The 23,674-nt window shown below is 74.1% G+C and carries 22 protein-coding genes; 10 read left to right on the top strand and 12 right to left on the bottom strand.

Going from position 1 to position 23,674, the window contains the following annotated elements; all coding sequences use genetic code 11:
• Nucleotides 1-187 precede the first annotated feature (187 nt).
• The 3 genes from ACZ5FU_RS22795 to ACZ5FU_RS22785 all read right to left on the bottom strand — a co-directional run bounded on the left by ACZ5FU_RS22795 (nt 188) and on the right by ACZ5FU_RS22785 (nt 3,824).
• Nucleotides 188-2,554 carry a glycoside hydrolase family 65 protein gene (locus ACZ5FU_RS22795; RefSeq protein ID WP_468643321.1) on the bottom strand — a complete coding sequence of 789 codons (2,367 nt, stop codon included), beginning with the start codon at nt 2,552-2,554 and terminating at the stop codon, nt 188-190.
• A complete protein-coding gene (locus ACZ5FU_RS22790; protein WP_451527663.1) occupies nt 2,551-3,312 on the bottom strand; it encodes an HAD family hydrolase in 762 nt (253 codons plus the stop codon). Before ACZ5FU_RS22790 ends, ACZ5FU_RS22795 begins: the two co-directional genes overlap by 4 nt.
• Nucleotides 3,313-3,428: 116 nt before the next feature.
• Entirely contained in the window at nt 3,429-3,824 is a 396-nt protein-coding gene (locus ACZ5FU_RS22785) for a nuclear transport factor 2 family protein (RefSeq protein ID WP_469046503.1), read from the bottom strand.
• 76 nt (nt 3,825-3,900) lie between these two features.
• On the opposite strand from ACZ5FU_RS22785, the gene ACZ5FU_RS22780 reads away from it, so the two are divergent.
• From ACZ5FU_RS22780 to ACZ5FU_RS22765, 4 genes are all read left to right on the top strand, one after another.
• A complete protein-coding gene (locus ACZ5FU_RS22780) occupies nt 3,901-4,581 on the top strand; it encodes a nucleoside/nucleotide kinase family protein (RefSeq protein ID WP_469046496.1) in 681 nt (226 codons plus the stop codon).
• A 465-nt stretch (nt 4,582-5,046) separates the two neighbouring features.
• Nucleotides 5,047-5,970, top strand: a complete 924-nt coding sequence (locus tag ACZ5FU_RS22775) for a MurR/RpiR family transcriptional regulator (RefSeq protein ID WP_451527661.1) — start codon at nt 5,047-5,049, stop codon at nt 5,968-5,970.
• 313 nt (nt 5,971-6,283) lie between these two features.
• Complete coding sequence (locus tag ACZ5FU_RS22770) at nt 6,284-6,664, top strand: hypothetical protein (protein WP_451527660.1); 381 nt, start codon at nt 6,284-6,286, stop codon at nt 6,662-6,664.
• Between the two features lie 64 nt (nt 6,665-6,728).
• On the top strand, nt 6,729-9,161 hold the full coding sequence (locus tag ACZ5FU_RS22765) for a SpoIIE family protein phosphatase (RefSeq protein WP_468836385.1): 2,433 nt from the start codon (nt 6,729-6,731) through the stop codon (nt 9,159-9,161).
• 6 nt (nt 9,162-9,167) lie between these two features.
• On the opposite strand, the gene ACZ5FU_RS22760 is transcribed toward ACZ5FU_RS22765, so the two are convergent.
• The gene (locus ACZ5FU_RS22760) at nt 9,168-9,803 is read right to left on the bottom strand and encodes a peptidoglycan-binding domain-containing protein (protein ID WP_468836381.1); all 636 of its coding nucleotides are present in this window, start codon (nt 9,801-9,803) and stop codon (nt 9,168-9,170) included.
• A gap of 77 nt (nt 9,804-9,880) precedes the next feature.
• A complete protein-coding gene (locus tag ACZ5FU_RS22755; protein ID WP_451527657.1) occupies nt 9,881-10,708 on the bottom strand; it encodes an ATP-grasp domain-containing protein in 828 nt (275 codons plus the stop codon).
• Between the two features lie 240 nt (nt 10,709-10,948).
• Here ACZ5FU_RS22755 and ACZ5FU_RS22750 point away from each other — a divergent pair, with 240 nt between their 5' ends.
• From ACZ5FU_RS22750 to ACZ5FU_RS22740, 3 genes are all read left to right on the top strand, one after another.
• Nucleotides 10,949-11,797 carry a bifunctional methylenetetrahydrofolate dehydrogenase/methenyltetrahydrofolate cyclohydrolase gene (locus ACZ5FU_RS22750; protein WP_398098714.1) on the top strand — a complete coding sequence of 283 codons (849 nt, stop codon included), beginning with the start codon at nt 10,949-10,951 and terminating at the stop codon, nt 11,795-11,797.
• A 130-nt stretch (nt 11,798-11,927) separates the two neighbouring features.
• Entirely contained in the window at nt 11,928-12,632 is a 705-nt protein-coding gene (locus ACZ5FU_RS22745; RefSeq protein WP_451527732.1) for a TetR family transcriptional regulator, read from the top strand.
• A 165-nt stretch (nt 12,633-12,797) separates the two neighbouring features.
• Entirely contained in the window at nt 12,798-13,214 is a 417-nt protein-coding gene (locus tag ACZ5FU_RS22740) for a Zn-ribbon domain-containing OB-fold protein (RefSeq protein WP_451527656.1), read from the top strand.
• A gap of 36 nt (nt 13,215-13,250) precedes the next feature.
• Here the strand turns inward: ACZ5FU_RS22740 and ACZ5FU_RS22735 are convergent, their stop codons facing one another.
• Nucleotides 13,251-13,637 (bottom strand): PPOX class F420-dependent oxidoreductase, encoded by a 387-nt coding sequence (locus ACZ5FU_RS22735; RefSeq protein ID WP_451527655.1) that lies wholly within the window; start codon nt 13,635-13,637, stop codon nt 13,251-13,253.
• A 28-nt stretch (nt 13,638-13,665) separates the two neighbouring features.
• Nucleotides 13,666-14,844: a MalY/PatB family protein gene (locus tag ACZ5FU_RS22730; protein WP_468643313.1), complete on the bottom strand. Its 1,179-nt coding sequence runs from the start codon at nt 14,842-14,844 to the stop codon at nt 13,666-13,668.
• Nucleotides 14,845-15,261: 417 nt separating this feature from the next.
• Between ACZ5FU_RS22730 and ACZ5FU_RS22725 the strand changes: the two genes are divergently transcribed.
• Complete coding sequence (locus ACZ5FU_RS22725) at nt 15,262-16,662, top strand: S1 family peptidase (protein WP_451778146.1); 1,401 nt, start codon at nt 15,262-15,264, stop codon at nt 16,660-16,662.
• Between the two features lie 131 nt (nt 16,663-16,793).
• On the opposite strand, the gene ACZ5FU_RS22720 is transcribed toward ACZ5FU_RS22725, so the two are convergent.
• From ACZ5FU_RS22720 to ACZ5FU_RS22700, 5 genes are all read right to left on the bottom strand, one after another.
• A complete protein-coding gene (locus tag ACZ5FU_RS22720; RefSeq protein ID WP_451527652.1) occupies nt 16,794-16,976 on the bottom strand; it encodes a hypothetical protein in 183 nt (60 codons plus the stop codon).
• Between the two features lie 138 nt (nt 16,977-17,114).
• Entirely contained in the window at nt 17,115-17,810 is a 696-nt protein-coding gene (locus ACZ5FU_RS22715) for a L,D-transpeptidase family protein (protein WP_451527731.1), read from the bottom strand.
• A 202-nt stretch (nt 17,811-18,012) separates the two neighbouring features.
• Nucleotides 18,013-18,927, bottom strand: coding sequence for an SDR family oxidoreductase (locus ACZ5FU_RS22710; RefSeq protein WP_451527651.1), 915 nt, complete (start codon nt 18,925-18,927; stop codon nt 18,013-18,015).
• Nucleotides 18,928-19,079: 152 nt separating this feature from the next.
• A complete protein-coding gene (locus ACZ5FU_RS22705; RefSeq protein ID WP_451527650.1) occupies nt 19,080-19,709 on the bottom strand; it encodes an MBL fold metallo-hydrolase in 630 nt (209 codons plus the stop codon).
• Nucleotides 19,709-20,797 (bottom strand): S-(hydroxymethyl)mycothiol dehydrogenase, encoded by a 1,089-nt coding sequence (locus ACZ5FU_RS22700; protein WP_451527649.1) that lies wholly within the window; start codon nt 20,795-20,797, stop codon nt 19,709-19,711. Before ACZ5FU_RS22700 ends, ACZ5FU_RS22705 begins: the two co-directional genes overlap by 1 nt.
• Before the next feature lie 173 nt (nt 20,798-20,970).
• On the opposite strand from ACZ5FU_RS22700, the gene ACZ5FU_RS22695 reads away from it, so the two are divergent.
• Together ACZ5FU_RS22695 and ACZ5FU_RS22690 are read left to right on the top strand one after the other, a co-directional pair.
• Nucleotides 20,971-22,725, top strand: a complete 1,755-nt coding sequence (locus tag ACZ5FU_RS22695) for an ABC transporter ATP-binding protein (protein ID WP_451778144.1) — start codon at nt 20,971-20,973, stop codon at nt 22,723-22,725.
• 473 nt (nt 22,726-23,198) lie between these two features.
• Nucleotides 23,199-23,564 carry a nuclear transport factor 2 family protein gene (locus ACZ5FU_RS22690; protein ID WP_451527647.1) on the top strand — a complete coding sequence of 122 codons (366 nt, stop codon included), beginning with the start codon at nt 23,199-23,201 and terminating at the stop codon, nt 23,562-23,564.
• The last annotated feature ends 110 nt before the right edge of the window (nt 23,565-23,674 follow it).

Genomic DNA, 23,674 nt, shown 5'->3' with positions numbered 1-23,674 from the left:
GGCCGGACGAACTCCCACTCAGCATCGGACAGTTCATGACGACGTATCACCCGACCATGATCCACCACGCAAGATCAATTGAAGACACCGCCTAGTGACCCGAGTCGGAAGTTCTTCGTCAGACGGGCGGCCGTCAACCGGATGCTGTGCGGCCGCCGATCTGACGAAGAATCCCTGACTCAGGTCACTAGCGGAGGTGCGGGCGGCGGTGCCGCGGCTGGTCGGGGGCCGGGCGGGACGGGGCGGGCGGGACGGGCCGCACCGCGGGCCCGTCGCCGTCGAGGTGGACCGGCGTGCCGTGGTGGGCGATCGTCAGCGGCGGCCCGGACAGCAGGGTGTACGTGGCCTTCTCGGGGCCGATCTCGACGTGCAGGCGGCGGCCGAGGAACTGGAGGGAGAAGGCCAGACGGCTGAAGGCCTGCGGCAGCCGGGGCGAGAAGGACAGGGCCCGCTCGCCGTCCCGGCGCAGCCCGTCGCCGCCCCGGCGCAGCCCGCCGAAGCCGGCGACCAGCGCCATCCAGGTGCCGGCCAGCGAGGCGATGTGCAGCCCGTCGCTCGTGTTGTGCTCCAGGTCGGCCAGGTCCATGAGGGCGGCCTCGGCCGTGTAGGCGTAAGCCAGCTCCAGATGGCCCGTGCGGGCGGCGACGACGGCCTGGCAGCAGGCCGAGAGGGAGGAGTCGCGGACGGTGAGCGGCTCGTAGTAGGCGAAGTTGCGGGCGGTCTGCTCCTCGTCGAAGAAGTCGTCGCAGGTGTACATCGCCAGCACCAGGTCCGCCTGTTTGACGACCTGTTTGCGGTAGAGGTCGAAGTAGGGGAAGTGCAGCATCAGGGGGTACTGGTCGGGGCGCGTGCCGTCGAAGTCCCAGCGCTGGTAGCGGGTGAACCCGGCGTGCTGTTCGTGGACGCCGAGTTCGTCGTTGTAGGGGATGTGCACGGCCGCGGCGGCGTCCCGCCAGGCCGCGGACTCCTCCTCGTCGACGCCGAGCCGGGCCGCCTCCTCCGGGTGGCGCCCGACGGCGTCGGCGGCGGCCAGGAGGTTCGCCCGCGCCATGAGGTTGGTGTAGACGTTGTCGTCGGCGACCGCGCTGTACTCGTCGGGCCCGGTGACGCCGTCGATGTGGAAGACGCCGTGCGCGTCGTGGTGACCGAGGGAGCGCCACAGGCGGGCGGTCTCCACCAGCAGCTCGACGCCGGTGTCCCGCTCGAACGCGGTGTCCCCGGTCGCCGCGACGTAGCGGACGACGGCGTCGGCGATGTCGGCGTTGACGTGGAAGGCGGCGGTGCCGGCCGGCCAGTACGCCGACCCTTCCGACCCCTCGATGGTGCGCCAGGGGAACGCGGCACCGCCCAGTCCGAGCTGGGCGGCCCGCTCGCGGGCGGCGTCCAGGGTGTCCTGACGCCAGCGCAGCGCCTCGGCGACGGCCTCGGGCGCGGTGTGAGTGAGGACGGGCAGGACGAAGGTCTCGGTGTCCCAGAAGGCGTGGCCGTCGTAGCCGGAGCCGGTGAGTCCCTTGGCGGGGACGGCGCGCCGCTCGGCGCGGGCGCCGGCCTGCAGGACGTGGAAGAGGGCGAAGCGGACGGCCTGCTGGATCTCCTCGTCGCCGTCGACCTCCACGTCGGCGCGGGCCCAGAAGTCGTCGAGGTAGGCGCGCTGTTCGTCGAGGAGGCCCTGCCAGCCGCTGTGGCCGGCCGCCGCGAGCGCCGCCTCCACCTGGTCGCTCATCGCGGGCCGGGAGCGGGTGCCGGACCAGCCGTGCGCGACCAGTTTCTCCACCCGGAGCGTCTCGCCGGGCTCCAGCACGGAGGTGACGGTGAGACGGGAGACGTCCACGTTGCTCTCGCTGTCGGTGGTGGTGCTGCCGGGGCCGGTGACGGTGTGGTCGGCGGCGACGGCCACCCGCAGTCCGCTGCGCCGGGTGCGGTGCACCAGCCGCAGCCGGCGGCCGACTGCCACGTCCTCCTCCGGCTCCAGCGGCGACTTCAGCGCCCGCGCGGCCCGCGGGTCGGCGGCGGGCTCGGGCAGGCTCTCGTTGGTGACGAGTTCGGACTGGACGACGACGCGGCAGCGGCTGTCGACGGCCTCCACCTCGTAGGCGACGGCGGCTATCGCGCGCTGGCTGAGGGAGACCAGCCGGGTGGAGCGCACCCGCACGGTCGAGCCGGCCGGCGAGGTCCATTCGCAGGTGCGTTCCAGGACGCCCCGGCGCAGGTCGAGGACGCGTTCGTGGGAGACGAGCCGGCCGTAGCGCAGGTCGAACGGCTCGTCGTCGACCAGCAGTCGCAGGACCTTGCCGTTGGTGACGTTGATGACGGTCTGGCCGGACTCCGGATAGCCGTACCCCGCCTCGGCGTAGGGCAGGGGGTGCAGTTCGTGCACGCCGTTGAGGTAACTGCCGGGCAGGCCGTGGGGTTCGCCCTCGTCGAGGTTGCCGCGCCAGCCGACGTGCCCGTTGGACAGGGCGAACACCGACTCGCTGCGGGCGAGGGCGTCGAGGTCGAGGTGCGTCTCGCGCACCTGCCAGGGCTCGACGGCGTAGGGCCGGTCGGTGATCACTCGTGTTCCCCCAGTTCCCCCGGTGCGGCCAGGTCGGCCAGGTCCTTCACGACGACGTCCGCGCCGTGGGCGTACAGGGCGTCGCGCTGCCCCACCCGGTCAACGCCCACCACGTACCCGAAGTGCCCGGCGCGGCCCGCGTCCATGCCGGCCAGCGCGTCCTCGAAGACGGCGGCCCGGTCGGGTGCGACGCCGAGTTCGCGGGCCGCGGCGAGGAAGGTGTCGGGGTGCGGCTTGCCCGGCAGGCCGCGCTCGGCGGCGACCACGCCGTCGACGCGCACCTCGAAGAGGTCCTCGGCGCCGATCGAGCGCAGCACGTCACGGGTGTTGGCGCTGGAGGAGACCACCGCGGTGCGCAGGCCCCGCGCGCGGGCGGCCCGCAGATAGGCGAGGGTGCTCCCGTAGGCCTCGACGCCGTCGGCGCGGATCCTCGCCAGGAGCAGCTCGTTCTTGCGGTTGCCGAGGCCGTGGACCGTCGCCGCGTCCGGCGGGTCGTCCGGGGAGCCCTCCGGCAGCCGGATGCCGCGGGAGGCCAGGAAGGTGCGGACGCCGTCCGCGCGCGGACGGCCGTCGACGAACTCGTCGTAGTCGTGGGAGGAGTCGAAGGGCCGGTGACCGGCGCCGTCGCGTTCGCGCAGGAAGGCGTCGAACGTCTCCTTCCAGGCCGCCGCGTGCACCACGGCCGTCCGTGTGACGACCCCGTCGAGGTCGAAGAGGCAGGCCTGGATCGTGTCCGGAAGACCGAGCGTCGTCGTCATACCGGTCCCGTTCCCCTTCCGGGGGCTTCCCACCGGGTGGCGCGCGCCACATGACGCCGCGTGCGGTCCCGGGTGCGGCCGGCCGCGCGGTCACCGGCACGGTCGGTCGCGCGCGGTCAGTCGTGCGGGAACGAGTGGTGCTCGTGGGCGATCGTCCAGCGGCCGCGCCGCTTGCGCAGGCCGAACGTCAGCCGCAGCCGCAGCGTCGGCCGTCCGGCCAGTTCCCCGGGGGTGCCGCAGCGCAGCAGGGCGTGCGCGAAGGCGACCTCCGGGCCGGCGGTGACGTCGAGGACGTCGATCTCGAACAGCGCGCCCCGGGACTGCCAGGCGAAGAACGGCGGCCACAGCGCCCGGTAGGCGGCGAGTCCGCGCAGGCCGTCGTCGGGCGGGGTCACGTGGTACAGCAGGAGGTCCTCGACGTGGTCGGCGAGCACGCCCTCCAGGTCGCCGCGGTGGACCGCGTCGGCCCAGCGCGTGATCAGCGCGCGGATCCGCCTCTCGTCCTCCGACATGTCGTGCACGTCGCGTTCCGCTCCTCTCCTCGTGCGGCCCCTCGGGGTGCCCTTCCGGGCTGCGACACTGTGCCGTGTGCTCACCCATGACGACCTGCTGCCCCGCGCGCGTGCGCTCACCCGGCCGGGGCGGCGCGCGATCCTCGGCATCGCCGGCGCTCCCGGCTCGGGCAAGACGACGCTCGCACGGCGCCTGGTGCGGGAGTTGAACGGCACCGGGGAGCCCTGGGTGGCGCACGTGCCGATGGACAGCTTCCACCTGGCCGACGCCGAGCTGGACCGGCTGGGCCGCCGCGACCGCAAGGGGGCGCCCGACACGTTCGACGCGGCCGGGTACGCGGCCCTGCTGCGTCGGCTGCGGGAGGAGGCGGGCGGCGAGGACGTCGTGTACGCGCCCGGTTTCGAGCGGGTCCTGGAGCAGCCGGTCGCGGGCGCCGTCCCGGTGCCGCCGTCCGCCCGTCTCGTGGTGACGGAGGGCAACTACCTGCTGCTGGACACGGGCGCGTGGGCGCGCGTGCGCCCCGAGCTGGACGCGGTGTGGTTCTGCGAGACCGACGAGGGGGAACGCGTCCGCCGACTGATCGCCCGCCACGAGGAGTTCGGCAAGTCGCACGAGGAGGCCCTCGCCTGGGTCCGGGGCCCGGACCAGGACAACGCCGATCTGGTGGCGGCCACGCGCGAGCGCGCCGACCTGGTCGTGCGGGACCCCGCGGACCGGCCGTGCGGTCCCGGGACGGGAGCGGGCCCCGCCGGCTGAACGGCGTCATGGGCGGCCGCGTCATGACCACCGCCCTCGCCGCCGCCCCGCCGGCCGACCCCGCCGACGCCGGACCGAAGGAGGCCGCGCGGGCACGGGCCCTGGCCTGCTTCACCGGGCTGACCGGCACCACGGCGGACACCCTGCACGCCCACGCCCACGCGCACCCCGACGCCGGCGACCGCTACGCCGACCGGAGCGCCGACCACCGTTCCGTGCGGACCGTCCCTCGCTCCCACCCCGCCACCACCGGCGCGTCCCGGCCCCCTCCCCGTGCCCTGCGGGAGGCACGCCCCGACTCCCCTCCCCCGGGCCGTCGTCCGCCGCCCGCCCCGCCTGCTGTCGCGGTCCGCCGCCCCGCGGTCCGCCGCCTCCTCGCGGGGCCCGGTGCCGCTCTTCGCGCACCCGGCCGGGCACGGTCCGTGGGCTATGTTGAGCGTCGTGGGAGAACAAGGAGGAGGACCGGTGCCATCGCCTCAGCAGGCACGCGCACAGGCGACCACGATCACCTCGGGCAGGACCGGTCCGGAGGCGGAGGTGTCCGCGACCTCCCGCCTCAGGGCGCTGTTCGACGGGCCCCACCTGTCCCCGGGGCAGCGGCGGATCGCCCAGTACCTGATCGAGCACCTCACCGAGGCGGCGTTCCTGTCGATCACCGACCTCGCCGAGCGGGTCGGGGTCAGCCAGCCCTCGGTGACCCGGTTCGCGGCGGCGGTCGGCTTCAGCGGCTACCCGGCGCTGCGGGAGAGGCTCCAGTCGATCGCGCTCGGCACGCTCTCGGGCGGCCCGGCGGCGGCCGAGGAGAACCGGAGCAACGAACTCCAGGCGGCGGTCGACGCGGAACTGGAGAACCTGGAGAACCTGCGCCGCGACTTCGCCGACCCGGACCGGGTCATCGACGTGGGCCGGCAGCTCTCGGCCTCCGCCCCGCTGACCGTCCTGGGCCTGCGCATCTCGGCCTCGCTGGCGGAGTACTTCGCCTACGCGGCCCGTCGTATCCACCCGGACGTGCGGCTGGTGACCCTGGGAGGCAGCGTCGCGTACGACGCCCTGCTGCAGTCCCGGGAGGCGGGCGGGACGTGGGTGCTGGCCTTCTCGATGCCCCGGCACGCGCAGGAGACGCTGACCGCGGTGCGGGTCGCGCGCAGCGCCGGCCTCAGGGTCGCGCTGGTCACCGACCTGGCGCTGGGGCCGGTGGCCGACGAGGCCGACGTCACCTTCGCCACCGGGACCGGCTCGCGGCTGGTGTTCGACTCCTACGCCGCCCCCGGCGTGATGGCCGCGGCGCTGCTCCAGGCCATGACGGACGCCGGTCCGGAACGGACGCAGGCGCGGCTGGAGGAGTACGAGCAGATCGCCGAGCAGCACCAGTTCTTCCTGCGGGACTGACCCGGCACCGGCCGCCCGCTCCCCCACCCCCCGCCTCCGGAAATCGTCGGCGGACCATTGCGAACAAATCGAGCATGAATGTTTTCATACTCCTTGCAAAGCGGACGGCATATATAAATACTGCTCACGGCCGCACCCGCCCGCCAAGGGCACCAGAACGAGCACCCGAAGCCGCCGTCCCCCACCCGCGTCGGCGCCGAGGGTGTTCGGGGCCTCGCCGGAGCGAGCGCCCGCGGCGGCCCCGGTCATCCCCTGGACCGGGGCCGCCCTGAACCGTCGGACCACCCGTCACGACGACACACACCCGGAAGCGATGACCATGCCCCTGACGACGACGCGCATCAGCCCGGACTGGCCGTGCCAGGTCAAGACCCCCGGCAGCTACGACTGGGAGCGCTCCGCCGCCAAGTGGCTGCGCGAGCTGGTACCCGCGCGCTACGCGAGCTACCCCGCGCTGCTGCGCCACCCCGTGCTGCTCGCCCGCCATGCGCAGATCCAGGTCCAGCACGAGATCCGGGTGGCCCGCACCGCGCTCCAGACCGCCCGCGCCGACCTGCCGCGCCTCGGTCTGCCCGAGTCCGTCATCGAACACACGATCAAGCTGTACGCCGCCGAGGTGCTCCAGCTCCAGCACATCGCCCGCAGTGTCCGGGCGGTCTGCGAGGCGCTCGTGGAGAGCGGCACCGGCCGCTGAACCACATCTTCCGCCTGTCGCTCCGCCCCGCCGTCCCCGCCGACGGGAGCGATGCCCCGAGGCCATGCCCGCACCCTGGGCGGTATGCGATGCTCAAGACGTGACGAGCGAAGCCGCCCGGCCTTTCGAAACCGGTGCCGTACCCGACCTGGCCGCCCTGGCCAAGGTGGTCGCACGCCAGCGCGCGGAGCTCGACCGGCTCCAGGAGGCGGCGGCCACCTCGGTGGTGCTGGAACGCGCCAAGGGCGCCGTCATGGCCCGCACCGGCTGCTCCCTGAACGCCGCCGAGGAGGAGCTCCGGCAGCGGGCCGGGGACGCCCGGCGGACCCTGCTCGAGGAGTGCTGGATCACGCTCGGGGGCCTGGCCCCGTCCACCCGCGCGACCGTGCTGCCGCCCCGGGCCGACGACGACGCCACCGCCCGCCCGCCCGCGCCCGCGCCGCCCGGCGGGGAAGCCGACGGCGAGGCCCTGGCCCGCTTCGCCCGGGCGCTGGTCCGGGTCGGCGGACCGCAGGACCTCGCCCGCTGTCTGCTCGACCATCTCCCGTCGGACATCGCGGCCGAGGCCGTGATGATCTACACACGGCTGCCGGTCGGCGGACTCGAACTGGTCGGGCACGTGGGCGTGGACGACGTGCTGGTCGAGCAGTGGCGCCGGGTGCCGCCGATGAGCGGGATCGCCGCGCTGGACGCCCTCGACTCCGGTGAGCCGCGCTGGCTGGAGAACACGCAGGCGGACCGGTGGCGCTACCAGCTGATCGGGGAACCCGCCGAACGGTGGCCGACCCGCGCCTGGCTGCCCGTGACCGACGGGGGGCACCCCGCCGACGTCGCCGTCGGAGTGCTGCGGCGCAGCACGGAGCCGTTCGCCCCCGACGCCCGTCGGCACCTGCTCGCCGCCGTCCGGCTGTGCGCGGGGCCGCTGCGGATGTTCGGCATCCGGCAGGACCCCGCGATCGGCGCGGCCGCGGACGCGGTGCGGACGGTGTTCGACCGGCTCCCGGGCACCTCGGTGCTGCTCACGCCGCTGCGTTCCCCGTCCGGGGACGTGGAGGACTTCCGCATCGACGCCGTCACCGCGGACACCTCCGACGCCCTCGGCCGCCACGGCCGGGAACTGCTCGGCCTGCGCTTCCTGGAGTGCTGGCCGGGGACGGCCGGGGAACCCCTGTGGCAGGGCTGTCTGCAGGCTCTGGCGTCCGGACAGCCGTACGAGAGCGAGCCGTTCGCCCGGCAGCGCGTCGTGGCCGGGGTCGGGGAGCTGTCCACCTACTCGGCGCGGGTGGCGCGGCTGGGCGACGGGCTGGTCCTCAACTGGATCCGGCACGACCCCTCGGACCGGCAGGAACAGCGCCTCGCGGACCTGCAGCGGCTCGGCAACCTCGGCTGGGCCACCTGGCACCTGGCCACCGACGAGGCGAACTGGTCCTCCCAGGCCTTCGCCGTCCTCGGCCGCGACCCCGCGCAGGGCGCCGTGCCGCTGGCCCAGCTGCCGAGCCTGGCGCTGCCCGCGGACATGCCCGCGGTGGCCCGCGCCGTCTCGGACCTGGTGCTGGAGGGCCGGCCGTGCGACGTGCCGTTCCGGATCGCCGCCCGCGACGGGGCCCGGCACCTGCGGGTCGTCGCCGAGGCCGTGTCGGACGACCGGGGCACCCCGGTGGAGGTCCACGGCTTCGTCCAGGACATCACCGCACAGCGCAGCGCCGAACTCGCCCTCGTCGCCAGCGAACGGGCCATCCTCACCCAGCGCGGCGTGCTGCAGGCCGAACGCACGATGGCGGCCCGGCTCCAGGACGCGCTGCTCCCGCTGCCGAAGCAGCCCGTACAGCTCTCGGGGCTGCGGGTCGACATCGCCTACCTGCCCGCCCAGTCGGGTCTCAACGTCGGCGGTGACTGGTTCAGCGCCATCGAACTGCCCGACGGCGACGCCCTGTTCGTGGTGGGCGACGTGGCCGGACACGGCGTCGACGCGGTCGCCGCGATGGCCCTGCTGCGCTTCACCGCCAAGGGCATGGTCATCACCGGCTCGTCGCTGACCGGCGCGCTCGCCCGGCTCAACGCCCTGCTGCTGCACTCCCGTGATCCCCAGGGCACCGCGACCATGGTCCTGGCCCGCTACAACCCCCGCGAACGGCGCCTGGTCTGGGCGCAGGCGGGCCATCCGCCGCCCCTGCTGGTGCGGGACGAGAAGGCCCGTTACCTCGACCGGCCCTTCGGGATGCTGCTCGGCGCGACCGACCACGCGCGTTACGAGGAGTCCGAGTGCCGCCTCGCGCCCGGTGACCGCCTGGTGCTGTACACCGACGGTCTGGTGGAGCGGCCCTCGGAGTGCATCGACGACGGCCTGGACCGGCTGGCCCACGCCGCCGTGCTGCCGGGTGCGGGCGGGTCGGCCCCGCTGGACCGGCTGCTCGGGGCACTGCTGGAGACGGAGCGCCGGGACGACGTGTGCGTGCTGGACATCCGGGTGCCGGACGAGGACGAGCACTCCGCCTGACGCCCGTCAGCCGGTGCGCGCCTCCAGGTCGCGGCGGGTGTCGTCGCCGTAGACGCCGCTCTCGTCGCCGCGGATGCCGTACCAGAGCTGGAAGCGGGCCACGGCCTCGGTCAGGACGGTGTCGTAGCGGCCGTCGGTGGCGCCGTCGTCGTAGACGTTCGGGATGCGCCGCAGGCGCTGCTGGAGGTCGGTGACCCGGGGGCCGGTGGCGCCCTCGCGGAGGGTGCCGGGGCCGTCGGGGTCGGCCGGGGGCGCGGTGGTGGCGGGCGGGGCGGGCGTGGTGGCCGCCGGGAGGGTCCGGGCGGGGGTCCGCGGGCCGCCGCCGTCCGGCAGCAGGAGGGCGCAGCCGAACCCGACGAGCGCCGCCGCCAGCACGGCGGCCGCGACGACGGCGCCCCGGCGCGGTCCGGGACCGCGCGCGGCGGGCGGCTTCGCGGGCGGCACCGGCGGGAGTTCCTCGGTCCTCTCCTCGGCCGGCAGGGTGACGCTGTCGTAGCCCCCGGCGGCCCCGGTGTCGTCGGGATCCTCGGTCAGTTCGCGGAACAGCTCCGCCAGGGCGTCGGTGTTGCGCGGTCTGAGGACCCGGACGGGTTCCAGGACCGGGCGTTCGTGCGGCTCTCCGGACTCGTCCGCTGTCGGCACGCTGCTCTCCCTCCGTGCGGGTTCCGCACCTCTCCCGGTGTTCCCGGGGAGAGGTACGGGCGCGGGGGCGGCGGGGTTCAGCCGGCGAGGAAACCGTGCAGGGAACGGGTCACGGCGGTGACGAAGGCGTCCTTCTTCCCGTCGTCCAGGACGTCCAGGGAGAGGTACGGGTTGAGGTCCTCCAGCTCGACCAGCAGCAGCTCGCCGTCCGGGGCGCGGCAGGCGTCGACGCGCTGGATGCCGTGCGCGAGGCCGTTCCAGTCGACGAAGCGGCGGGCGAACTCCAGGTCCCGCGCGGTGGCGTCGTACGGCTCCAGCCGCCAGCGCCGGTCGGGGTGCGGGGCGTACAGGGCGTACTGGAAGTCGTCGTCGACGAAGTAGAAGGAGATCTCGTGGGCGAAGTCGACGCACGGCTGGATCAGGGTGGCGCCGTCGGCGAGGGCCGGCAGGGCGTCGGGGGCGACGATCCGCAGGCCGATGGAGTCGGCGCCCAGCTTGGGCTTGACCACGTAGCGGTCGGCCCCGGGCAGCAGGTGCAGGTCCTCGGGGCGGTCGACGGTGGGGATCACCGGGAAGCCGGCGGCGCTCAGGTCGAGGAGGTACTGCTTGCCCGCCATGTCGGCACGGCCCGTGAGCGGGTTGTAGACGCGGGTGCCGGAGCTCAGCGCCCGCGCGCGGAAGGCGTCGTACTCCTCGCGGTAGCCGAGGACGGGGCCGCTGTTGCGGACGACGACGGCGTCGAAGGCGTCCATCAGCGCGGCCGCCTCCAGGGGGTGGCACAGGGCGAGGTCGAAGTGGGCGCGCAGCCGGGAGGTGAGGAAGACGTCCTCGTCGCCGTAGCGGCGCCCACGGGCCTCGTAGGCGAGGTCGGTGACGTAGAGGAGGCGGCGGCGGACGGCGGACATGCGGGACTCCTCGGCGGTGCGGGCGGTGCGGGCGGTGCGGCGGTGCGGGCAGCGTACGTCGGGGGCCGGGGGAGGTTCCGCGCGGGGCCCGGGGGCCCTCTCGCCGGGACGGTCCCGGGGCGGGTGGGACGTACGATGAAGGGGTCGGGTATCGGATCGTCCGACCGGTCCGGGACAGCGTCGTCTCCCCCGTCGTCTCCGCTGTACGTCTTCGGTACTTCTGAAGGGCTCGCGACTTCCGTGACCACCGCAACACTCCTGGACGGCAAGGCCGCCGCGGCCGACATCAAGAACGAACTCGCTCTGCGCGTGGAGGCGTTGAAGGAGCGCGGCATCACCCCGGGGCTCGGCACGATCCTCGTCGGCGACGACCCGGGCAGCCGCTCCTACGTCGGCGGCAAGCACCGCGACTGCGCCCAGGTCGGCATCGCCTCGATCCGCGTCGAACTGCCCGCCACCGCCTCGCAGGCCGACGTGGAGGCGGCGGTGCTGCGGCTGAACGCCGACCCGGCGTGCACCGGGTTCATCGTGCAGCTGCCGCTGCCCGCGCACATCGACACGCACGCCGTGCTGGAGCTGATCGACCCGGTGAAGGACGCCGACGGTCTGCACCCGGCCAACCTGGGCCGGCTGGTGCTCGGCATCCCGGCGCCGCTGCCCTGCACCCCGCGCGGCATCATCGACCTGCTGCGCCGCAACCACGTGGCCATCACCGGCCAGCAGTTCTGCGTCATCGGCTGCGGTGTGACGGTGGGCCGGCCGCTGGGCCTGATGCTGACCCGCAGCTCCGAGCACGCCACCGTGACCCTGTGCCACGAGGCCACCCAGGACGTCGCCGCGCACGCGCGCGTGGCGGACGTGGTCGTCGCGGCGGCCGGTGTCGCGCACATGGTGACGCCGGACTGGATCAAGCCGGGCGCGACCGTGCTGTCCGTCGGTCTCACGCGCACCGTCGAGGGCATCCTCGGTGACGTCCACCCGGACGTGAGCGGTGTCGCGGGGTCGTTCGCGCCGCCGGTCGGCGGGGTCGGTCCGATGACGCGGGCGATGCTGCTGACCAACGTGGTCGAGGCGGCCGAACGGTTCTGACGGCGGCACTTCGGCGACCGCACTCGGTTCCCTCGCGGAGGGAACCGAGTGCCATCGCCACCGGCCGGGTGTTACGTTCCCTGCCATGAGCTCCAGTGACAGCGCCGAGGCGGCCGGCGCCAAGCCGCCCATGCGGGACGCCCTGGTCGCGGCGGCCTTCCGGCTCTTCCTGGAGCGGGGCTACGAACAGACCACCGTCGACGACATCGTGGCTCTCGCGGGGGTGGGACGACGGTCGTTCTTCCGCTACTTCCCCTCCAAGGAGGACGTGGTCTTCCCCGACCACGAGCGCTGTCTGGCCGACATGACCGCCTTCCTCGCCGCGAGCGACGAGGGGCACGAACCGGTGCGCCGGGTCTGCGACGCCGCCCGGCTGGTGCTGCGGATGTACGCCGAGAACCCCTCCTTCTCCGTGCAGCGCTACCGCCTCACCAGACAGGTGCCGGGACTGCGCGCGTACGAGCTGTCGGTGGTGTGGCGCTACGAGCGCGCCCTCGCCGAGTACCTCCGGGGCCGCTTCGCCGGCCGGCCCGACGGCAATCTGCGGGCCGACGTGATCGCGGCCGCCGTGGTCGCCGCCCACAACAACGCGCTGCGGTCCTGGCTGCGTTCGGACGGCGAGACCGACGCGAGCACGACGGTGGACCACGCCCTGGACTGTGTGCAGTCCGCGTTCGGCGCCCCGCCCGCCGCCCCGGCGCCGGACCGCCCCGGACGCCCCGGGGCCGGTGAGGACCCCCAGGACCCGGAGGACGTGGTCGTCGTGGTGTCGCGGCGCGGAGCGCCCCTGTGGCGGGTGGTGCAGGAGATCGAGACGACCCTCGGGCGCGGCTAGGACGGCCGCGGGACCCCGTCAGATTGGGGGTACGCAGTGCCTTTACCGGTGGCACTGAGTGCCATACCCTGTGGGCGTGCACGGTGGCACGGCGAACCGCGCACGCCCGTGCCCGGGTGAGCCGCGCACGGCGCATTCCGGCCGAAGTGCAGGGAGTTGACCAGCGTGTACCACCACTCAGGAAGCGCCGTTCAGCAGGCGGCGGGCACCTCGGCGGGTCTTCTGGACCGCAGGGCCGCAGCGGACGCGGACACGATCCTCTTCCAGCGCTGCACCTGGTGCGGCACCGCCATGTACCACCGGCTGCTGTGTCCGGTGTGCCAGGGCAGCGACCTGCGCACGGAGCGCAGCGAGGGCACGGGCACGGTCCGCCACGCGACGGTGGTGCACCGCAACACCCCCTCCGCGCGCAACGTGTCCCTGGTCGAGATGGCCGAGGGCTTCGTGGTGCGCGGCCGGGTGACGGGGCCGCTCATCGGCATCCACAGCGGCGACCGGGTCCGGCTGTCCACGGCCAAGGACCCGGTGCGGGGCGAGCCGGTCTTCCAGCTGCTCGACGAGCCGTACCGGGCCTGGCACTGACCTCGGGGAGAGGCGGGGCCGGACGGCCCCCGTCCCTCACCCGTCCAGGGTCACGCGGATCCCGACCGTGCCGTCCGGGCCCCGCCGGAGCCTGCTGCCGAGCAGCGTGAGACGGCCGACGACGCCGTACTTGCGGGCGATCAGGGCCCGGTAGCGGGCGGTGGTCGGCGCGTCGCAGATCTCGGCGCGGGCCGGGACCTGCTCCCCGGTGGGATTGCCGCGCACGTCGCAGGGGCCGACCAGGACGTCGCCGCGGGCCCTGATCCGCTTCACCTTCCAGGAGCCGGTGACCGTCCAGGCTCCGAGGGCGTCCCCGTCGCGCACCACCCACACCGGGGTGGCGACCCCGGTCCCGTTCTTGCGGTAGCTGGTGATCAGCAGGTACTTGCCCGCTCCGAGCCGGTCGAGCGCCTTGTCGTCCATGCCCGCAGTGTAGGCGGGGGCGCCGGGGTCAGCGCAGGGCGGCGGCCATCCTGCGCACCCCCTCGGTGAGGATGCCGGGCGAGGTCGCCAGGTTCAGCCGCACGTGCCCGGCGCCACCGGTGCCGAAGTCCGGGCCGGGGCTCAGCGCGACCCGGCCCCGCTCCAGGAAGACCCGCGCCGGGTCGTCGCCGAGGCCGAGCGCCCGGCAGTCCAGCCAGGCCAGGTACGTCCCCCCGCCGGGCCGGTGCACGACACCGGGCAGCCGGTCGGCGAGGAGGGCGGTGAGCAGGCGGCGGTTGTCGTCGAGGCCGGCGAGCAGCGCGTCCAGCCAGGCCGTTCCGTCGCGCAGCGCGGCGGTGTGGGCGAGGACGCCGACGTGGCTCGGGCCGTGGCCGACCTCCTCCGGCAGCAGCGCCAGATCGGCCGCGGCCGCGGGCCCCGCCACGGCGAGGGCGGCCTTCAGCCCGGCGAGGTTCCAGGCCTTCGACGCCGACATCAGCGACAGGCCGCCGTCCGCGCCGGGCACGCTCAGGTACGGCACGAAGTCGACGCCGCCGGCCGTGAGCGGGGCGTGGATCTCGTCGGCGACCACCCGGACGCCGTACCGGTCGGCTAGGGCGGCCACGGCGGCGAGTTCCCCGGCGGTGTGCACGGTGCCGGTCGGGTTGTGCGGGCTGCACAGCAGGTGGGCGGCGCGTCCGCCGCCCCGGGTGGCCCGCCGGTAGGCCGCTTCCAGGACGTCGAGGTCGAGCCGCCCGTCCGCGCCGAGCGGCGCCTCGGCGATCCGGCGGTCCATGTGCTCGACGAACTGGAAGAACGGCGGGTACACCGGCGGGTTGACCACGACCGGGTCGCCGGGCCCGGTCACCAGCCTGAGCATCTCGACGACGCCCAGCATCACGTCGGGCACGATCGCCGTCCGCTCGACCGCGAGGCCGTGCCAGCCCCACCGTTTCGCGGCGAACGCGGCCAGCGCCTCGGCGTAGCCGCTGCCCGCCGGATAGCCGGTGTCGCCCAGGGCCATCGCCTCGCCGACCGCCCGGACGACCGGCCCGGCGAGCGGGACGTCCATCTCGGCGACCCACAGCGGCAGGACGTCGTCGGGGTGGGTGCGCCACTTCATGCTCGTGCGGCGCCGGAGGTCGTCGAGGGTGAGGGCGCGCAGCGGATCCGGCTCACCGGACGGTTCGTGCGGGGTCCTGGTCATGGGCTCACGATAGAGGCCCGTCCCCGGCGTCCGGCCGCGACGGCGCAAGACCGCGGACCGGGCCCGGTGGGCAACTGCCCGGTCCCGACTGCTCCTTGGAGCACAGGAAGAGCCGTACGAAGAGCCGCACGCACCGCGGGCACCAGGCACCGTGGGCACCCCGGGAGCAGTTCCGTGGCCGTCGCCGGCGACGAGGAGGACCCGGCGGTGTCCTGTTCGCGCCGGCGCCCGGAGGGGACCGGCGGGGGCGGAGCCCGAGGAGGTCGCCGTGTCCGGCGGGGTGGCCCGCGAGCCGTGAGGTGATCGTTTCCGGGGTGAACGCGGCCGGGCCCCGGCACGTAAGGAAGTGAGGGTCCTCGACGACCGGAGGGCCCCGCGGTGTCGGTACCGCGCGTTCGCTGTTCCCGGGAGCCAGGCATGAGGCACGTACGACGACGGATCGTCCGGCGAGCGACACGGCTGGCGGCCGTCGGCGGGCTCCTCCTGGGGGGTGCCATGGTCACGCAGGCCGCCATGGCGAGCGAGACGCCCGCGACCACGGCGGTGCCGGGCGGCACGGCGCGGTCCGTCGCGGGCACCGGCGCGGACCTGGTGAAGCGGCTCGGCACCGCGCGGACGGCGGGCACCTGGGTCGACTCCTCGGGACGCCCGGTCGTCGCGGTCACCGACGAGGCCACCGCCGCGACGGTCCGCGCGGCGGGCGCCGGGGCGAAGGTGGTCGGGCACAGCATGAACGAGCTGAAGTCGGCGGCGGCGGCGCTGCGTTCGGCGCCCCGGGTGGCCGGCACCGCCTGGGTGATGGACTACCGGTCCAACCAGGTCGTGGTGCGCGGCGACAGTACCGTGTCCGCCTCCGACTGGGGGCGGATGACGGACGTGGCGTCGGGCATCGGCAGTTTCGTCCGCATGGAGCGCACCGAGGGCACCTTCACCACCCGGCTCAACGGCGCCCAGCCCATCCTGTCGACCGGCGGCCGCTGTTCGGCGGGGTTCAACGTGACGAACGGGTCGAACGACTTCATCCTCACCGCCGGGCACTGCGGCCCCGCCGGGGCCAGTTGGTTCGCGGACAACCAGGGCACCCGGCAGGTGGGCCGGACGGTCAGCTCGACGTTCCCCGGCTCCGACTTCTCGCTCGTGCAGTACGCCGGCGGGGAGGCCGGCGCGGGGGCGGACATCGTGGCCATCGGCGACGGCAACGGCGTGCGGATCACGGGCGTCGGCGACGCGGCCGTGGGGCAGCGGGTGTTCCGCAGCGGCAGCACCACCGGTCTGCGCGACGGTGAGGTGACCGGGCTCGACGCGACGGTCAACTACCCGGAGGGCACCGTCTCCGGGCTGATCGAGACGAACGTGTGCGCCGAGTCCGGCGACAGCGGCGGGCCGATGTTCTCCGAGGGCGTCGCGCTCGGCGTCACCTCGGGCGGCAGCGGTGACTGCACGACGGGCGGTACGACCTTCTTCCAGCCGGTGACGAAGGCGCTGGCGCAGCTCGGTGTGCAGCTGATCGTGGCGGCGCCGTCGGAGGCGGCCGGGGCCGGCGCCTCGCCCGCGCCGTCCGAGGCCGCTCCCCGGCCGTCGTCGTCGCCGACGCAGGCCGCGGTGGCCCCGGGGTCGGTCACGCCGGGCTCGACGACACCGGTGACGGGCGGCACGGACGCGACGTCACTGGTGACGCGACTCACCGACCCGCGCAACATCGGGCCCGGCCTGCTGGTGATCGCGGGCAGCCTGGTGGCGCTGGTGGCGACCCGGTACATCCGGGCGGAGCAGGACCGCAAGGCGTACCAGCGACAGTACTCGGCGAGCTGGGGGTGAGACGGGAGAGGAGGCGGGGCGCCCACGGCGCTCCGCCGGACGACGAGAAGGGCACCCACGAGGGGTGCCCTGACGGATCGTGCGGGGCGGAGCCCGGCGAGAGGCGGAAGGCCCCGCTGCCGGACGGCCGGTCAGGCCGCCTCGGCCGATTGCGGGGCCACGGCGGCCCACTCCAGGACGAGCCGCCGGTACTCCTCGCGCTGCTCGCCCGTCAGTGTCCCGCCCGACCGGAGCCACAGGGCTCTGATCTCCTCGTTGACCTCCGCGGCCGATCGCGCCGAGCGCTCGGTCAGGTGTTCAACAGTGGTGGACATGGTGTGAATCTTACGGGGCCCGGGGTGAAGGCGGCGTGAGTAATACATGAGTTAAACGGACAGAACGGACGTGTCACTGATCACGTCCGTTCCGTCGTCCCGTTCGTCCCGTCCGCCGGTCCGCCGGTCCGCCGACGGTCAGGTGCCCGGCTTGCGGCCGTACACGAAGACGTCGTCACCGGTCTTGAGCAGGGACCAGTACTTCTTCGCGGTCGTCTTCGTCATGTTGACGCAGCCGTGCGAGCCGGGCGGGTTCCACATGCTGACGCCGACCGAGTGGAAGGCCTGGCCGCCGTCGAAGAACTGGCTGTACGGCATCGGCACGTTGTAGATGCTCGACACGTGGTCGATGTTGCGCCAGTAGACCTTCTTCAGGCCGGTGCGGGTCTCGTAGCCGTCGCGTCCGGTGCGCACCGGGACGGGCCCGTAGACGAGGCGGCTGCCGTCCTGGATCCAGCTGATCTGGAGGGTGAGGTTCACGCAGGCGATGCGGCCCTTGTTGGTCGGGCACTTGCCCGCCTTGTTGGGCTTGGTGCCCACCGCCTTCTGCTTGTTCATGAGATCCATCACACCCCAGGTGACGGGTCCCGCGTAGCCGATGTTCGGCGTGATGCCGTGCTTGTTCTGGAAGGCCTGCACGGCCTTGCAGTCGGCCGACGACTGCCGGCCGTCGACCGGCCGGCCGAGGAACTTCTCGACCTGCTTCTGGTACGGCCCGGCCTGCGTGGTGCAGCTCGCGGCCTGTGCCGGCGCTGCGCCCAGCGCGAGCGTCAGCGGCGCGATCAGCCCCGTGACCCCGAGCACGACGGCACCTCGTCTGCGTATGTCCCCCATGACTGCCACTGCCTCTCCCTGGCCCGATTCCGGCGACTCCACCCACTAGACCCGTCCGACGGCGTTTCGGTTGTAGGGCGGCTCGTACTGTGACGAAACGGTGAACTTACCCGACCCCGACCCCGACCCCGACCCCGGTCCCGGCACCGGCCCGGGCCGATGGCGGGACAGGTGCCGGGACCGGGTCACCCGCCGGGCCGGATCACCGGTAGCCCGTCGTGTCCGCCGGCCTGCCCGCGTCCTGGACCTCGACGAGGTAGCGCCAGGCGTCGGGGCGGCTGCCGTCGAGGTCGGTGAAGCCGTACTCGTGGGCGAGCGATCCGCTGGACAGCGACTGCCCGTTACGGCGGGCGACGTGCGGGTCGGCGGCGAGGGCGGCGACGGCGCGGCCGACGTAGCGGGGCGTCTCGGAGATGGCGAAGTGCGGGACCGCCCCGAGCGCGTCGCGCCAGTTGTCCTCGCGCACCCCGAAGTGGTCGAGCATGATCTCGGAGCGCAGCCAGCCGGGGGTGAGCGCGAGGGCGGTGGCCCCGCGCGGGCCGAGTTCGTGGGCGAGGGCGAAGGCCATCCGCAGGACGGAGGCCTTGGCGAGGTCGTAGAAGAAGCTCACGCGGTAGGTGTCGCGGTTGTACTCGGCGGTGCCGTCGGTGACCTCGACGACCAGGCCGCCCGGCCGGCGCAGCAGGAGCGGCAGGGCGTGGTGGCTGGTGATCGCGTGGGTCTCGACGGCGAGCCGCAGCAGCCGCAGTCCGTCGTCGAGGTCGTGCTCCCAGACGGGGGTGTCCCAGGCGTAGAGGTTCTCGCCGCCCCAGATGTCGTTGACGAGGAGGTCGAGACGGTCCCGCTCGGCGGCGATCCGGTCGACGAGCGCGCGCACCTGGGCGGGTTCGAGGTGGTCGGTGGGGACGGCGATGCCGTGGCCGCCGGCCTCGGTGACCAGGTCGGCGGTGTCCTCGATCGTCTCGGGGCGGTCGTACGCGGAGCGGCGGGCGCGGGTGGAGCGGCCGGTGACGTAGACGGTGGCGCCGGCCGCCCCCAGTTCCACGGCGATGCCCCGCCCCGCTCCCCGGGTCGCCCCGGCGACCAGGGCGACCCTGCCTTCCAGCGGACCGGACATGTGCGACCTCCTGCGGATGTTCCCGACGATGACGGCGTCGGCGTCGTCGTATCGACGCCGTCATCGAGGATCACGGGGAAGCCGGACATCTCCTGTCGTCTTTTCCGGCGAGGTCGCCCGGTCGGCCGAGGAGCGTGTGCCGGGCGGGCCGTTCAGTGGCCCCGGGCGATCCACTCCTGGAGGTGGGGGGCCTCCGCGCCGACGGTGGTCGGGTCGCCGTGGCCGGTGAGGACCTTCGTCTCGGGCGGGAGGGTCAGGAGGCGGTCGCGGATGGAGTCGATGATGGTCGGGAAGTGGGAGTAGGAGCGGCCGGTGGCGCCGGGGCCGCCCTGGAAGAGGGTGTCGCCGGTGAACAGGACGCCGAGCCCCGGCTCGTACAGGCAGACCGCGCCGGGTGCGTGGCCGGGGGTGTGCAGCACGGTGAGGTCGGCGCCGGCCACCTCGATGACCTGGCCGTCGACCAGGTGGGCGTCGGGCTCGCGGTCGGGGTGGGTCATCCTCCACAGCGGGAGGTCGTCGGGGTGCAGCCAGATCGTGGCGCCGGTCGCGTCGGCGAGGGCGGGCGCGGCGTCGATGTGGTCGTTGTGGGCGTGGGTGCACACGATGGCGGTGAGCCGGCGGTCGCCGAGGGCGGCGAGGACGGCGTCGGCGTCGTGGGCGGCGTCGACGACGACGGCCTCGTGGTCGTCGCCGACGATCCAGACGTTGTTGTCGACGTCCCAGGTGCCGCCGTCGAGGCTGAAGCTGCCGGAGGTGACGACGCGTTCGATGCGGGTGGCCATCACAGCACCACCACCGAGCGCAGGACGTCGCCGTGGTGCATGCGCTCGAAGGCCTGCTCCACCTGGTCGAGCCCGATGGTCTCGGTCACGAACGCGCCGAGGTCCAGGCGGCCCTGCAGGTGCAGGTCGATCAGCATGGGGAAGTCGCGGGAGGGCAGGCAGTCGCCGTACCAGGACGACTTCAGCGCGCCGCCGCGTCCGAAGACGTCCAGCAGCGGCAGTTCCAGCTTCATCTCCGGGGTGGGCACGCCCACCAGCACCACGGTGCCGGCCAGGTCGCGGGCGTAGAAGGCCTGCCGGTAGGTCTCCGGGCGGCCGACCGCCTCGATCACCACGTCCGCGCCGAAACCGCCGGTCAGCCCGCGGATCGCCTCGACCGGGTCCGTCTCCTTGGAGTTGACCGTGTGGGTGGCGCCCATCGCCTCGGCGGTGGCCAGCTTGCGGTCGTCGATGTCGACGGCGATGATCTTCGCCGCGCCCGCCAGTCGGGCCCCGGCGATCGCCGCGTCGCCGACCCCGCCGCAGCCGATGACGGCGACGGTGTCGCCGCGGCCGACGTCGCCCGTGTTGATCGCGGCGCCGATGCCGGCCATCACGCCGCAGCCCAGCAGCCCGGCCACCGCCGGCGACACGGACGGGTCGACCTTGGTGCACTGGCCGGCGGCGACCAGGGTCTTCTCCGCGAAGGCGCCGATGCCCAGGGCCGGGGACAGTTCCTGCCCCGTCGAGGCGAGGGTCATCCGCTGCTTCGCGTTGTGGGTGTCGAAGCAGTACTGCGGGCGTCCGCGCAGACAGGCGCGGCACTGGCCGCACACGGCCCGCCAGTTCAGGACCACGAAGTCCCCGGGGGCCACCTCGGTGACGCCCTCGCCGACCGCCTCCACGACGCCGGCCGCCTCGTGGCCCAGCAGGAAGGGGAAGTCGTCGTTGATGCCGCCCTGCTTGTAGTGCAGGTCGGTGTGGCACACCCCGCAGGCCTGGATCTGCACCACGGCCTCCCCGGGTCCGGGGTCCGGCACGAGAATCGTCTCCACCCGCACCGCTTCGTTCTTGCCCGGTGCGATCACTGCGCGCACTTCCTGCGCCATGGTGCTGTTCCTTTCGTCGGCGGCCCGCTGTCCACCCCCGACCCTACGCGTCACTGATCGGTGGGCGACGCACGTCGAGCCAGGTCACCGGCCGAAAAGGTCTCCGCGGATCCGGTCGCGCGGGGCACGACGTAGCCTGAACGCCGCACACCCGACCGGCATCGAGGAGCCTCGTGAGCATCGCGGAGACGGCCGCCGTCCAGCCCCCGTGGCGGCTGCTGCTGCACTACGTCCGACCGCACCGCTGGACGCTGCTGGCCGGGGCGCTGCTCTCACTGGTCACCGGGGCGACCGGGCTGCTGCTGCCGCTGGTGGCCAAGGGGTTGATCGAGGACCTGTCCCACGACCGGGCGATCACCGGGGCGTTGGTGCTGCTGTCGGTCCTGGTGGTCACCAACGCGGCGGTGGGCGCGCTGGGTTCGTACGTGCTGCGGCGCACGGCCGAGTCGGTGGTGCTGAGCGCGCGGCGATCGCTGTCGTCGTACCTGCTGCGGCTGCGGATCGAGGCGGTGGACCGCAGCGAGCCCGGTGACCTGATGGCCCGCATGACCTCGGACACGACCCTGCTGCGGGAGGTCACCACCGACTCGCTGGTCGGCCTCGGCACCGGCGGGCTCACGCTCGTCGGGACGGTGGTGCTGATGGGGGTGGTGGACCCGGTGCTGCTCGGGGTCACCCTCGCGGTGATCCTGGTCGCCGGGACGGTCATCGGGGTGATCGTGCCGCGCATCAACCGGGCCAGCCGCCGGGCGCAGGACGCGGTCGGGGTGATGGGCGCCTCGCTGGAGCGGGTGCTGGGCGCGCTGCGCACGGTGAAGGCGGCGGGTGCCGAGGACCGTGAGGAGAAGGCGCTGCACGCGGCGGCGCAGGACTCCTGGCGGCAGAGCGTGTCGGCCGCGAAGTGGTCGGCGGCCGCGGGCAACACCGCCGGTCTGGCGATGCAGAGCGCGTTCATCACGGTGCTGGCGGTCGGCGGGGCGCGGGTCGCCACGGGCGCGATCGGCATCGCGACACTGGTGGCGTTCCTGCTGTACGTCTTCTACCTGATGTCGCCGATCCAGCAGGTCATCGGCGCCGTCGTGCAGTACCAGGCGGGTTCGGCGGCGCTCGGCCGCATCCAGGAGACGCTGCTGCTGCCCGCCGAGCCGGCGTCCCGTCCCGCGCCGCTGCCCTCGCCGGCGGCGGAACCGGCCTCGCTGGCCTTCACCGACGTCCGCTTCCGGTACGCCGACGATCTGCCGTACGTACATCACGGGGTGACGTTCGAGGTGCCGGCGCGCGGCATGACCGCGTTCGTCGGCCCGTCCGGCGCCGGCAAGACCACGGTGTTCTCCCTGGTCGAGCGGTTCTACGACCCCGGCTCCGGGACGATAGCCCTCGACGGCCGCCCGCTGCCCGAGTGGGACCTCGGTGCCCTGCGCGCCGCCATCGGCTACGTCGAGCAGGACGCCCCGGTGCTGTCGGGGACGCTGCGCGACAACCTGCTGCTGGGGAACGCGGAGGCCGACGACGACACCGTGCTGCGGGTGCTGAAGACGACCCGCCTGGACGCGCTGGTCGGCGGTCTGCCGGACGGGCTCGACACGCTGGTCGGGCACCGCGGGACCAAGCTGTCCGGCGGTGAGCGCCAGCGGGTGGCGATCGCCCGTGCCCTGCTGCGCAGTCCGCGGCTGCTGCTGCTGGACGAGGCGACCTCCCAGCTGGACGCGGTGAACGAGGCGGCCCTGCGCGACACCGTCGCGGACGTGGCCCGTACGACCACCGTCCTCGTGGTGGCCCACCGGCTGTCGACGGTGACCTCGGCCGACCGGATCGTGGTCATGGAGGCCGGACGGGTGCGGGCGGTGGGCACCCACCGTGAACTGGTGACCGTCGATCCGCTCTACGCCGAGCTGGCGGCGACGCAGTTCCTGGCGACGGCGGACTGACCCGCCGGGGCCGCCCGTGCTCCGGGCCCCACCACCGGGCCCGGGCGGTCCCGCGGCCGTACGTCGGGGCCGGACCGTACGTCGCGGGGCCGGACGGCCGGTGCCGGCGGTGACGCGTCCGACGCGCCGCCGGCGCCCCGGCCTCGCCCGGCTCGCCCGGGGCCGAGAGCGGTTCGCCCCGCTGTCCGGCGGGACCCCGCGCCTCGGCGAGCGGGTCCGGCGCAGAGCGGGTCCGGCCGGCCTGCGGCCGGGGCCCCGGCGGCGAGAGTGGCGGCGGCAGCGGCAGCGACGTTCGAAGATCGTGCCGGCGCGCCGCATGGGGCCACCCCGCGGGCACGGGCGCCGAGGGGGTCCTCTCCCGAGGGACGCCAGGGGCGTCCGCGCTTGCCGAGCGCGGTGCGGCGGAGGAGGCTCGAAGGGTGAGGGCCCGCCGGGCCGTCCCCCGCGGTCCGTGGTCCTCGAAGGAGGTCACCATGGGCACCGCGACGGGTTCCGCCTTCGACTCCGAGACCCTGCGCAGGGGCTTGGAGGGCCGGACGCCCACGACACTGCTGTCGCTCTACGCGGACGACGCGGAGATCCGCGTCGTGGACCGCAACAGCCAGCCCAGCCACCCGACGGTCCTGCACGGCCGCGACGAGATCGCCGCGATGCTGGAGGACGTGTACAGCCGCGACATGACGCACCGGATGGAGGACTGCGTGGTGCAGGGCGACCGCGCCGCCTTCAGCGAGTCCTGCGAGTACGCGGACGGCGTCCGCGTCCTGTCCGAGTCGATGGTCACCCTGCGCGACGGCAAGATCGTCGGACAGACGATGGTCCAGGCGTGGGACGAGTGAGGGGCGACCGCCGACGGCGGTGAGCCGAGGGAGGCGAGGGGGGCGGGAGGGAGGTGACGGGGGCGAGGGAGGCGAGGGGGGAGGCGTGGGCGGGGAGGCCGGCCCGGCGG

The sequence above is a fragment of the Streptomyces sp. NPDC031554 genome, assembly GCF_055580685.1.
Note: the sequence above shows the minus strand (reverse complement) of the source record. Positions and strands in the feature narration are given on the sequence as shown.

Bases quoted from the DNA above. Each gene is read 5' to 3' on its own strand.
- ACZ5FU_RS22790 (WP_451527663.1), bottom strand. From the start codon at position 3,312: ATGACGACGACGCTCGGTCTTCCGGACACGATCCAGGCCTGCCTCTTC.
- ACZ5FU_RS22785 (WP_469046503.1), bottom strand. From the start codon at position 3,824: ATGTCGGAGGACGAGAGGCGGATCCGCGCGCTGATCACGCGCTGGGCC.
- ACZ5FU_RS22770 (WP_451527660.1), top strand. From the start codon at position 6,284: ATGACCATGCCCCTGACGACGACGCGCATCAGCCCGGACTGGCCGTGC.
- ACZ5FU_RS22765 (WP_468836385.1), top strand. From the start codon at position 6,729: ATGCCCGCACCCTGGGCGGTATGCGATGCTCAAGACGTGACGAGCGAA.
- ACZ5FU_RS22755 (WP_451527657.1), bottom strand. From the start codon at position 10,708: ATGTCCGCCGTCCGCCGCCGCCTCCTCTACGTCACCGACCTCGCCTAC.
- ACZ5FU_RS22745 (WP_451527732.1), top strand. From the start codon at position 11,928: ATGCGGGACGCCCTGGTCGCGGCGGCCTTCCGGCTCTTCCTGGAGCGG.
- ACZ5FU_RS22735 (WP_451527655.1), bottom strand. From the start codon at position 13,637: ATGGACGACAAGGCGCTCGACCGGCTCGGAGCGGGCAAGTACCTGCTG.
- ACZ5FU_RS22730 (WP_468643313.1), bottom strand. From the start codon at position 14,844: ATGACCAGGACCCCGCACGAACCGTCCGGTGAGCCGGATCCGCTGCGC.
- ACZ5FU_RS22725 (WP_451778146.1), top strand. From the start codon at position 15,262: ATGAGGCACGTACGACGACGGATCGTCCGGCGAGCGACACGGCTGGCG.
- ACZ5FU_RS22720 (WP_451527652.1), bottom strand. From the start codon at position 16,976: ATGTCCACCACTGTTGAACACCTGACCGAGCGCTCGGCGCGATCGGCC.
- ACZ5FU_RS22715 (WP_451527731.1), bottom strand. From the start codon at position 17,810: ATGGGGGACATACGCAGACGAGGTGCCGTCGTGCTCGGGGTCACGGGG.
- ACZ5FU_RS22710 (WP_451527651.1), bottom strand. From the start codon at position 18,927: ATGTCCGGTCCGCTGGAAGGCAGGGTCGCCCTGGTCGCCGGGGCGACC.
- ACZ5FU_RS22705 (WP_451527650.1), bottom strand. From the start codon at position 19,709: ATGGCCACCCGCATCGAACGCGTCGTCACCTCCGGCAGCTTCAGCCTC.
- ACZ5FU_RS22700 (WP_451527649.1), bottom strand. From the start codon at position 20,797: ATGGCGCAGGAAGTGCGCGCAGTGATCGCACCGGGCAAGAACGAAGCG.
- ACZ5FU_RS22690 (WP_451527647.1), top strand. From the start codon at position 23,199: ATGGGCACCGCGACGGGTTCCGCCTTCGACTCCGAGACCCTGCGCAGG.